The sequence below is a fragment of the Clostridium sp. DSM 8431 genome (assembly GCF_900116755.1).
Taxonomy (GTDB): Bacteria; Bacillota; Clostridia; order Clostridiales; family Clostridiaceae; genus Clostridium.
Genome location: NZ_FPBY01000121.1, coordinates 1 through 10,308 on the forward strand (window position 1 = coordinate 1; position 10,308 = coordinate 10,308).

At 27.8% G+C, this 10,308-nt stretch carries 11 protein-coding genes, 1 pseudogene and 1 riboswitch; of the genes and pseudogenes, 10 read left to right on the forward strand and 2 right to left on the reverse strand.

The genetic code is table 11. The annotated features are described in order from the left end of the window. Positions 1-409 precede the first annotated feature (409 nt). Positions 410-2,200, forward strand: coding sequence for an endo-1,4-beta-xylanase (locus BM384_RS12045; RefSeq protein WP_090013934.1), 1,791 nt, complete (start codon positions 410-412; stop codon positions 2,198-2,200). Between the two features lie 127 nt (positions 2,201-2,327). Here BM384_RS12045 and BM384_RS12050 read toward each other — a convergent pair whose 3' ends face one another. Further along, positions 2,328-2,603: a branched-chain amino acid transporter permease gene (locus BM384_RS12050; protein WP_242946022.1), complete on the reverse strand. Its 276-nt coding sequence runs from the start codon at positions 2,601-2,603 to the stop codon at positions 2,328-2,330. Here BM384_RS12050 and BM384_RS18260 point away from each other — a divergent pair. Further along, positions 2,542-2,799, forward strand: coding sequence for a hypothetical protein (locus BM384_RS18260; protein WP_242946023.1), 258 nt, complete (start codon positions 2,542-2,544; stop codon positions 2,797-2,799). The two genes, BM384_RS12050 and BM384_RS18260, sit on opposite strands and share 62 nt — an antisense overlap. 8 nt (positions 2,800-2,807) lie before the next feature. Here BM384_RS18260 and BM384_RS17970 read toward each other — a convergent pair whose 3' ends face one another. Continuing rightward, on the reverse strand, positions 2,808-2,987 hold the full coding sequence (locus BM384_RS17970; protein ID WP_207650721.1) for an ABC transporter permease family protein: 180 nt from the start codon (positions 2,985-2,987) through the stop codon (positions 2,808-2,810). 421 nt (positions 2,988-3,408) lie between these two features. After that, positions 3,409-3,521: riboswitch (SAM riboswitch) on the forward strand. 130 nt (positions 3,522-3,651) lie between these two features. Between BM384_RS17970 and BM384_RS12060 the strand changes: the two genes are divergently transcribed. From BM384_RS12060 to BM384_RS12095, 8 genes and pseudogenes are all read left to right on the forward strand, one after another. After that, the gene (locus BM384_RS12060; RefSeq protein ID WP_090013938.1) at positions 3,652-4,941 is read left to right on the forward strand and encodes an O-acetylhomoserine aminocarboxypropyltransferase/cysteine synthase family protein; all 1,290 of its coding nucleotides are present in this window, start codon (positions 3,652-3,654) and stop codon (positions 4,939-4,941) included. Between the two features lie 122 nt (positions 4,942-5,063). Continuing rightward, positions 5,064-5,483, forward strand: coding sequence for a flavodoxin (locus tag BM384_RS12065; RefSeq protein ID WP_090013940.1), 420 nt, complete (start codon positions 5,064-5,066; stop codon positions 5,481-5,483). Continuing rightward, on the forward strand, positions 5,461-5,838 hold the full coding sequence (locus tag BM384_RS12070) for a MerR family transcriptional regulator (protein WP_090013942.1): 378 nt from the start codon (positions 5,461-5,463) through the stop codon (positions 5,836-5,838). Before BM384_RS12065 ends, BM384_RS12070 begins: the two co-directional genes overlap by 23 nt. Before the next feature lie 94 nt (positions 5,839-5,932). Then, positions 5,933-6,463 carry a glycoside hydrolase family 20 zincin-like fold domain-containing protein gene (locus tag BM384_RS12075; RefSeq protein ID WP_090013944.1) on the forward strand — a complete coding sequence of 177 codons (531 nt, stop codon included), beginning with the start codon at positions 5,933-5,935 and terminating at the stop codon, positions 6,461-6,463. A gap of 145 nt (positions 6,464-6,608) precedes the next feature. Further along, positions 6,609-6,989: a lactoylglutathione lyase gene (locus BM384_RS12080; RefSeq protein WP_090013946.1), complete on the forward strand. Its 381-nt coding sequence runs from the start codon at positions 6,609-6,611 to the stop codon at positions 6,987-6,989. A 101-nt stretch (positions 6,990-7,090) separates the two neighbouring features. After that, on the forward strand, positions 7,091-8,311 hold the full coding sequence (gene fliB / locus BM384_RS12085) for a flagellin lysine-N-methylase (protein WP_090013948.1): 1,221 nt from the start codon (positions 7,091-7,093) through the stop codon (positions 8,309-8,311). Between the two features lie 272 nt (positions 8,312-8,583). Then, the gene (gene cls, locus BM384_RS12090; protein WP_242946021.1) at positions 8,584-10,020 is read left to right on the forward strand and encodes a cardiolipin synthase; all 1,437 of its coding nucleotides are present in this window, start codon (positions 8,584-8,586) and stop codon (positions 10,018-10,020) included. A 90-nt stretch (positions 10,021-10,110) separates the two neighbouring features. Next, a pseudogene (locus BM384_RS12095) lies at positions 10,111-10,308 on the forward strand (hypothetical protein); the annotation flags it as partial.

Here is a 10,308-nt window from a genome sequence, read left to right on the forward strand (position 1 = left end):
GTACACAATGTGGTATGGAAGAAGATATTCCTAAGGAGGTTGTAGAGTACTTTGATGAGATGGATCAAAGTAATATAGATGAACCCCCTTGTTTTTCGTGCGAAAAATGCGGCGGTATAATGAGACCTGTAAAATATGATGGAGTTTATGGAAAGAAATATCGAGGATAAAGATAAAGCATAGGATTTTGAGCATCCTATGCTTTTAAATTTTTACTTACAACTAAGTTTCCCGAAGGGAGCGTGGCGCAGCCACTTTGTTCATGATTTTTTTAAATTAAGAAGAAAATCCTCTCTTTTACGAAAAAGTGAATACTTTAATGACAAGGAAAAGTATAATAGTTGTGAAGTGATTGGAATAATTTGTATTAAAATTATTCTAAAAAATGAATTAAAGAGAGGGGATTTTTATGAAAAAACTAACAAGTTTAGTAATGGCCTTTATAACTGCTATATGTTTCACTTTACTTATACCATTCAGTGCTAGTGCAGCAGATATAAAAGGCACAGATGGTTATACTTATAAAACATATGATTTTTCTGAAATGTCTTTCCTATTAGCAAGAGGAACAGAATATAGCATTTCAGGAACTAATTTAAATGCTACATTTACAGGTTTATGGAAGGAAATTCAATTTCAGCTTCCAGAAACTTTAGATATGAGCAAATGCCCAAGTGTAACATTTAGTGGAAATTGTACAAATGGAAAAACATGTTTTAAGTTATATAATACAGATAATGAAGAATTAGCTGTACAATATGATTTTAAAAATAATGGTGAGTGTACTTTTACAACAGATTCAAAATTAACTAATAAAATGGTTGACCATGTAGGAATTATGTCAAAGGAATCTAATCAAATTTCAGTAACTATTAATAGTGTTAAATTTAAATATGATGATAGAGATCCATATTTAGATAATAGTATTTCTGCTGATGATAACTTATTAACTAATTATGGACAAGCTTTTGATCATGTTGGAGCAGCTGTATCAGCAGCTAAGTTTGCTAATCCAAGCGTAGTTAAGTATCTACAAATAGAGCATAATAGTGTTACTCCAGGAAATGAAATGAAACCAGATGCAATTATGAATTCAACTGATACTATATCAGTAGATGAAGCAAAGAGCCTTGGATATTATATTCCTGAAGGATATTCAGAATCTACAGTTCCCAAATTAGACTTTACTACAGTAGATTCTATGTTAAAAACAGCTTCAGACAATGGTTTCTCATTTAGAGCACATACTCTTGTATGGCATCAACAAACACCAGATAGATTCTTCAGAGATGGATATTCAGATAATGGCGCTTATGTAAGCAAAGATACTATGAATAAGAGAATGGAATTCTACATTAGAAGCGTAATGGACCATGTTTATACAGGACAATATAGCAAGGCAGTTTATGCATGGGATGTAGTAAATGAATATTTACATGCTAATAATTCAGGATGGTTGAATATTTATGGAGGAGTTAATACTAATCCAGATTTCGTAAAACAAGCTTTTAACATTGCCTATGATGAATTAGAAAAGTATGGTGTTCAAGATAAAGTAAAATTATTTTACAATGACTATAACACATACGATGAAGTTAGCAATGTAATAACACTTATAAATAATATTAATGCAGATAAAAAGGTATGTGCAGGTATTGGTATGCAATCTCATATAGGTCTTTATCCAAGCAATGTATCTCACTATCTTAATGCATTACAAAAGTTTGTAAATGAAGGGTTTGAAGTTCAAATTACAGAACTTGATGCAACTTGTAACAACTTTGATACTCAAGCTAAGTATTATTATGATTTAATGACTGGAGTTATGAAGATTAAAAAAGAAAGTGATGAAAGCGAAACTTTAGGAAAAATCACTGCTCTTATATTCTGGGGAATAGCTGATGATGATTCTTGGCGTTCAGCACAAAGACCTTTACTATATTCTGATTATTATACAGCAAAACCTGCTTATTCAAAAGTATTACAAGCTTATAAAGAATCAGGATATGTACCAAAGGTAATGTATGGAGATGTAAATGGCGATAGAGTAATTGACTTAAGTGATTACACTTTATTAAGAAAGTATGTTAATAATGGTGGTAAAGAATCTAATATAGTTATTACTGAAAAAAATGCAGATGTAAATAAAGATGGAAATGTTAATTTCTTTGATTTAGTTGCACTAAAAGCATTAATTTAATATGTAGATAATGAAAAAGATAGCTTTCAGATAAAAAGAAAGCTATCTTTTTTATACATTAAGGCTACACTTAGATAAATACAACTAAATATAATTGATTTGACCATACTATAAAAATACAGCCATATTAAAAGATAAATTGAATTAATATCATATAGGTAGCAGTGCCACTTATTATTAAAAGCATCATTTTTCTTTTCCATAAATGAATGAATGCTACTATAAAAATAGATATTAATTCTGGAATACCATAGTTTCCAGATAATACATTTATATCTTTAAGAGAATAAATAACTAGCGTGCCAAAAAGAGCAGAAGTAAGAATATCTCCTAGGTATTGTATGTACTTAGGTATAGGTCTTTTGGGTAAAAATATTAAAAAAGGAAGAAACCTTGTGAGCATTGTGCCAATTACACATAAGAATATAGTAATAATTTGTTCATATAAGCTAATTTTAAAAAACTCCTTTTTTATAATTGTCTTTTTAAATATTGTAAGTAAAAGAATAATTGAAACTAGTGTTGTAATCATAAATTTATCTGCTTTGAAAATAATAAGATATGTTATAGACGATATAATTCCTATTAATGCATTATAGTGTTTTTCTTATTTTAACCATTGTTCAAGAAGAATTACTATAAACATTGAAGTCATGACAAAGCTTATACCTTCAGTATTAAACTTAATTAATGATCCGAGGATTCCACCAAGGGGTGCCCCAATAACAGTAGTTAAATAATTATATGAAAGACATAAACAACCTGTGTTTTTAAATTTATCTAACATAGAAATTCCATAAAAGAAGTGACGTGCTTGTACAATAAAGGCAAGAATCAGGGTTTGAATAGGATTAAAGGTACTTAAAATAAATGTTACGGCAATAAATTTGTATTTTAATATGAAATTATTTTACTTTTAGAACCTTTTGCATGGCAAAACAAAGCTGCTTCCTGTGCTGAAAAGCGTGGCGTCAGCCATTTTGTTCTTCATCTTTTATTACCTCTTTATAATTAAATTTTAAAAATAACTTAAAATAACTATAAGGTTGATTATATAAGTAATTAATCAGGAATTCAATGTTGTTAATTAAATATATTTAAAATTAATTATATTTAATTAATAAATTAAAAAACTATTGACATTAGAAAATGTTGATTATATAATAATTCATATAAAGTTAATAGGTATACTAAGAATAATTAAATAGTTTTTATCAAGAAAGACTGAGGGACTGGCCCTGTGACGTCTGGCAACCTGAATTATTATTTTAATTTAAGGTGCTAATTCCTGCAGATACTATTTGTATCTGAAAGATAAGAATGTTAAGTATAAATTTATTAAAACTGTCTTCTTATCTTTAGAAGGCAGTTTTTTACATTTAAAACTGAGGAAATAAAAACTTTTAATTTGAATTTGGTATAAATTTTTAAATAAATTAGGGGGCAAAAATATGAGTAAAGAAGAAAGAAAATTAAAATTTGAAACATTACAATTACACGTTGGACAGGAACAACCAGATCCAGCAACAGATTCTAGGGCAGTACCAATTTATCAAACAACATCTTATGTATTTAAAAATTGCGATCATGCAGCTGCAAGATTTAATTTAGCTGATGCAGGTAATATTTATGGAAGACTTACTAATTCAACTCAAGATGTATTTGAAAAGAGAGTAGCAGCATTAGAAGGTGGAGTGGCAGGACTTGCAGTTTCATCAGGGGCAGCAGCTGTAACTTATGCCATATTAAATATAACTAAGGCAGGAGATAATATAGTTTCAGCTAAAACAATTTATGGAGGATCATATAATTTATTTGCACATACCTTAAAATCATATGGAGTAACTACAACTTTTGTTGATCCTGATAATGTTCAAAATTTTGAAGATGCAATTCAAGAAAATACTAAAGCATTATATATTGAAACTTTAGGTAATCCAAACTCCAATATAGCAGATATAGAAGCTATAGCTGAAATAGCTCATAAACATAAAATTCCACTAATAGTTGATAATACTTTTGGAACACCATATCTTTTCAGACCAATTGAACATGGTGCAGATGTAGTTGTTCATTCAGCAACTAAGTTTATTGGAGGACATGGAACTTCTCTAGGTGGTGTAATAGTTGATTCTGGTAAATTTGACTGGGTGGCATCAGGTAAGTTCCCACAATTATCAGAACCAGATGCAAGTTATCATGGAGTTAAGTTTGCAGAAGCTGCAGCACCTGCAGGATATATTACAAGAATAAGAGCTATCCTTTTAAGAGATACAGGAGCAGCAATTAGTCCATTTAATGCATTTATTCTTTTACAAGGATTAGAAACACTTTCATTAAGGGTTGAAAGACATGTTGAAAATACATTAAAAGTAGTTGAATTCTTAAATAATCATCCAAAGGTTGAAAATGTAAATCATCCATCACTATCAGATAGTCCATATCATGATTTATATAATAAGTACTTCCCTAAGGGAGCAGGTTCAATATTTACTTTTGAAGTTAAAGGTGGAGAAAAAGAAGCTAAAGAATTTATTGATAAGCTTGAAATATTCTCACTTCTAGCAAATGTAGCAGATGTTAAATCTTTAGTTATACATCCAGCAACAACTACTCACTCACAATTAAATGAAGAAGAATTATTAGAACAAGGAATTAAACCTAATACTGTAAGATTATCAATAGGAACTGAGCATGTTGATGATATAATCTATGATTTATCACAAGCTTTAGGAGAGTAAGGACAAAATTTAAAGTTAGGAAGGTAATATATTTTTTTATTACTTTCCTAACTTTTTGCTTTGACTTAGACTTAACTCTAAGTTGGATAGTTATATTGTAAGAGAAAATTTAAGGAGCAGATATGTTTAAAATAGAGCCTGTAGAAAAGTATTCTACGGATTATCATGAATGTGTAAAACAGGCTAAAAAGCATATAGCAGAAGATGCAAGACCAGATTTTCAGGATACTTTAGGAAGTATATATGCATATGATACAATTTATTTAGGGTATCCCAATTATTGTCATACTATGCCAATGCATGTATGGACATTTATTGAAAAATATAATAATTTAAAAGGAAAAGTAATAAGACCATTTTGTACTCATGGTGGAGGTGCTTTAGGAGAAAGTATAGATGAGCTTAAAGCCTTGTGCCCCGAAGCAAAAATTGAAAAACCAATAGCAATAGATGGTTCTTTGGTAAAAGAATCGGAAGATGATATAAAAAATGGCTATAAGAAAGGCTGTGAATTAACAAATGACAATTTCAGAAGTAAGTAAAAAATATGAATTAACTGCAGATACATTAAGATATTATGAAAGAATAGGACTTATTCCAGCTGTTCCAAGAAATTCAAGTGGTGTTCGTGATTATGGTGAAGAGGAATGCAATTGGGTTAATTTTATTAAGTGCATGAGAAATGCAGGACTATCTATAGAAGCTCTTGTGGAATATGTAGCTTTATTTCAAAAGGGAGATTCCACAATACAAGCAAGACACAATATTTTAGAAGAACAAAGGGAATTATTAATAGATAGAATTAATGATATGCAGGCAACTTTACTAAGGTTAGATGAAAAAATAAGAATATATGATGAACAAATGAGGGAATGTGAAAATATGGTTAAAAAGTAGTAAAAGGGTAGCAAAGTCTACCTTTTTATATAGAATAATTTTTGCTAATAAGTGAAAAAATAATATTAAGTATATTTATATTAGAGGTGAATTTATGAAGAAAAAATGCAAGGTATTATTTTGGATATTATTACTTACATTATCTATGTTTACAGAAGTTAAAGCTGCAACATATAAAACTAGAAATGGTGATTTTAAGTTCACTAATGATACAGAAATATATTTTCAAGGAAGAAATGATATTGAATCAAATGAAATATTAAATATTTGTACATATATGAAGATGAAGGTTATGCTTCCTACAGGGTATGATTTTAAATTAATAAAGGGAGGAATTCCAAAGGAAAATAGCATTGTTTTAACTACTATAAATAGTGATGAGAGTTTAGGACTTGAAGGATATATTTTAGATATTGATATAAATATGATTAAGCTTATTGGATATACTCCAGAAGGTATATTTAGAGGAGTTCAGACATTAATTCAAATGTTACCTGTAGAGATAGAATCAAGGAAAGTTGTAAATAATATTGAATGGACGGTGCCGGCTGCTTTAATTAATGATAGACCTAAAAATGATTATAGAGGAGTAGTAATTGATGTTAAAAAAATTTTTGATGTGTGAGAAGGTAAAGTAAGACAACATGAATATTAATTTTCAATTTTATAATGATAAAGAAACTTTTACAAGTTAGAAAAGTATGGACTAAAACATATCTGTATAATACAATGTTAAGTAAACATGATATTATGACAGGAGTGAATAAGTTATGGCATTTAGAATGTTGCATACATGTATAAGAATTAAAGATTTAGATAAATCATTGAAATTTTATGAAGAAGCATTAGGGTTAAAAGTAACAAGAAGAAAAGATTTCCCTGAAAATAAGTTTTCTTTAGTATACTTAGCACATGAAGGATGTGACTATGAAGTAGAGCTTACTTATAACTATGATGTTGAAAAACCTTATGATTTAGGAAATGGTTATAGTCATATAGCAGTTGGAGTAGATAACTTAGAAGAAATGAGAGATAAACATATTGCTTTAGGCTATGAAGTTACAGAGTTAAAAGGACTTCCAGGGCATAAACCAGACTACTATTTTGTTACAGATCCAGATGGATATAAGATAGAAGTTATAAAAAATTGATAAATAAATTTTAAAGGTGTAGAGATACACCTTTTTATATTCTTTATAAAGTATAGAAATATTATAATAAATAACAAATAGTTTTGATAAGGAAGATGATAATGAGTAAATTAGTAAATATGGTGTATCCTGAATATTTAGATAAGTTTAAATGTATAGGCGGAGAATGTGAAGATACTTGTTGTGTTGGGTGGGATATTGATGTTGATAGAGCAACTTTTAAAAAATATTTTAAAGTTAAAGATGAAGAAATGAAAAAGATGTTTCAAAAAAATGTTTGCAATAATAGTGAATGTACTAATGAAGATCTTGATTATGGAAGAATTAAGTTAAATAAAGAAAAGAGATGTCCTTTCTTAAATTGTAATAATTATTGTAAAATACAAGAAAAACTTGGAGAAGATTATCTTTCAAGTGTATGTGGACAATTTCCAAGAGTAGTAAATAAAGTGGACAATCATTATGAAATGGTCCTTGATTTATCATGCCCAGAAGCAGCTAGAATTGTTTTAAGTAGCAAAGATAAAATACAATTTAAAACAGAAAAAAGATCTTTAGGTAAGTACACAATGTCAGGAGTTCTTGAAACTAAGGATAGAGAATTTGAAGGTACCCCAATTAAGTACTTTAAAGAAATAAGAAATATTGCAATAAAAATAATTCAATATAGAGGTTTAGATTTAAATAAAAGATTATATGTTTTAGGTGATTTATTAAGCATATTAGAAGAAATAAGTGAAGAAGATCCAGAAAAAATACCAGTAATTATTGATAAATATGATATATATGAAAGTGCAAAATTCTATGAAGAAGATGAAAATAACTATTTATCACAAATATCATTTTTTAAGAATGTAGTTGATTCTTTAAATATTGTTGAAGAGGTTGATAGTGAGAAGTTTAGAACTATGACAATAAAAGCTTTAGAAGGCTTTAATGTTAAAAAAGATTCCGATTTAGAAAAAAATGCAGATATGTACATAGATGCATATAAAGAATATACAAAGAAATTTATTAATAAACATAGTTATATATTTGAAAACTATTTTGTTAACTTTATATATAACAATCTATTTCCTTTTTCAGAAAGTGATTTTATGTTTGAAGGTTATATAATGCTTGTATTTAGATATGCACTAATGAAATTTTATTTAGTTGGTATGTATTTAAAGGATGGGGAAGACTCGAAAAAGGATATAATTAAGTTTGTTCAAGTATTTGTAAAAGCTTTTGAGCATGATAGAAATTATAGAAGTGAAATTTTAGAGTATATACAAGAAAATGGTTTTGATAATATGGAATTTGCTAAGGTAATACTATAATTTTTAAATTTATTAGGTTGAAAATTAATATGTATAAATATTGAAAAAACATTAAGAAAAGTAGAGTATATACGATAATATTCATAGACGATAAAAATTTATTTGCATCAAAAAGTAATATCATGGGTAAAATAATAGAGAATTATATTATTTTTGAGAAAAAAAGTAATTGATGCGATTTTGTAAGGGAGTAATACTGCTGTATAATTTTATACGGCAGTATTATTTTTTATGCTATATAAAACTAAAGATAAAGATTGGAGGAAAGTACATTGATAATAAATATTATTTTTAGAATTTCTAATATAATAGATTTTTTGGCTATTCTTTATATGATTTTTAAAGAAAAAAGATCTGCTAATAGCATAGTTGCTTGGAGTTTAATTTTTTATCTTATTCCTGTTTTAGGACTTGTTCTTTTCATGTTTATAGGAAGAAAAATTAATCAATCTAGCATGTATGGTATAAGACAATCTGATAGAAATATGTATAAAAAATTTAAAGAGGAATATGAAAAGAGGAATATATTAGAGAGTAATAATGTTGACAAAGAAAATATAGATATGGTTAATTCTTTAGAAAATATGTCATACTCTCCCTATAGAGAAGGAAATAAAATTACAGTTTTTAATGATGGAAAAGAATTATTTAATGATATGATTGAACATTTAAAGACTGCTAAAAAGAGCATTAATATTCAGTTCTATATATTTAAAAGAGACGAATTAGGTTCTAGTATATTAGATGTATTAAAGGATAAAGCAAGAGAAGGGGTAGAGGTTAAGTTTCTATATGATTCTCTTGGATGCAGAGAACTAAGCAAGAAGAAATTAAGAGATGTAGAAGAGGCTGGAGTTAAGATAGCAGAATTTTTTCCATCTCATATAAAACCTTTTAATATAAATATGAACCATAGAAACCATAGAAAAATTGTAATTATAGATAATGAAATTAGTTATGTTGGTGGCTTTAATGTTGGAGACGAATATCTAGGAAAGAATAAACGATTTGGATATTGGAGAGATACTCATATAAGAATTAATGGATATGCAACTGTTGATTTAAATCTTAGATTTTTAGCAGATTGGAAATACGCGTCTAAGGAAAATGTTGACTTATCAAAAGAAATTATCTTATCAGATAAGGAAAAGGGTGGCGAAGGAGTACAAATAATTAGTAGTGTTCCGAATGCTAAAGATCTTCATGAAATTAAGCTTACATATGTAAAAATGATTCAAAAGTCTAAAAAATATGTTTATATACAAACACCATATTTAGTACTTGATAACAGTGTTAATGATAGTTTAAAGCTTGCAGCTCTTAGTGGTGTTGATGTAAGAATTATGATTCCAGGTAAGGGGGATCATCCTTTTGTATATTGGGTTAATTTGTCTTATGCAAGTGAATTATTAAAGTATGGAATAAAGGTTTATCATTATGATAAAAATTCTTTCCTTCATTCTAAGATGGTACTAATAGATGATTCTATTACATCTATAGGAACAGCTAATATGGATATCAGAAGTTTTGAGTTAAACTTTGAAGTTAATGCTCTTATATATTCAAAAGAAATTGCTAAAAAACAAAGAAAAGCTTTTGAAGAGGATATTAAAAAGTCTACTGAACTTACTTTAGAAGAATACAATAGTAGAAGTAGAATGGTAAAAATTAAGGAAGGGGTTTCTGAATTATTTTCTTCATTATTGTAAAATGCATATAAATAATATTGGCTGTATTATGAATAAAAGTGATAAAATATGTCAATCATCTTAACAAAGATTTTTTAGGAGATGATGTATTTGAATTCGTATAATTACAATGATGTATTAGAAATAATAAAACCTATGAGTAATCCCTCAAAAAGAAAATTAATTATGGATATAAGTAGGCTAATTGAATTATCTTCAATTAAAGAAGACTCAAAATTAATTTGCCCTCATTGCCATAATAAATACATAGTTAAAAACGGAAAGAACAAAAATGTTCAAAGATACCTT

Bases quoted from the DNA above. Each gene is read 5' to 3' on its own strand.
- BM384_RS12045 (WP_090013934.1), top strand. From the start codon at position 410: ATGAAAAAACTAACAAGTTTAGTAATGGCCTTTATAACTGCTATATGT.
- BM384_RS18260 (WP_242946023.1), top strand. From the start codon at position 2,542: ATGTACTTAGGTATAGGTCTTTTGGGTAAAAATATTAAAAAAGGAAGA.
- BM384_RS12050 (WP_242946022.1), bottom strand. From the start codon at position 2,603: ATGCTCACAAGGTTTCTTCCTTTTTTAATATTTTTACCCAAAAGACCT.
- BM384_RS17970 (WP_207650721.1), bottom strand. From the start codon at position 2,987: ATGTTAGATAAATTTAAAAACACAGGTTGTTTATGTCTTTCATATAAT.
- BM384_RS12060 (WP_090013938.1), top strand. From the start codon at position 3,652: ATGAGTAAAGAAGAAAGAAAATTAAAATTTGAAACATTACAATTACAC.
- BM384_RS12065 (WP_090013940.1), top strand. From the start codon at position 5,064: ATGTTTAAAATAGAGCCTGTAGAAAAGTATTCTACGGATTATCATGAA.
- BM384_RS12070 (WP_090013942.1), top strand. From the start codon at position 5,461: ATGACAATTTCAGAAGTAAGTAAAAAATATGAATTAACTGCAGATACA.
- BM384_RS12075 (WP_090013944.1), top strand. From the start codon at position 5,933: ATGAAGAAAAAATGCAAGGTATTATTTTGGATATTATTACTTACATTA.
- BM384_RS12080 (WP_090013946.1), top strand. From the start codon at position 6,609: ATGGCATTTAGAATGTTGCATACATGTATAAGAATTAAAGATTTAGAT.
- fliB (WP_090013948.1), top strand. From the start codon at position 7,091: ATGAGTAAATTAGTAAATATGGTGTATCCTGAATATTTAGATAAGTTT.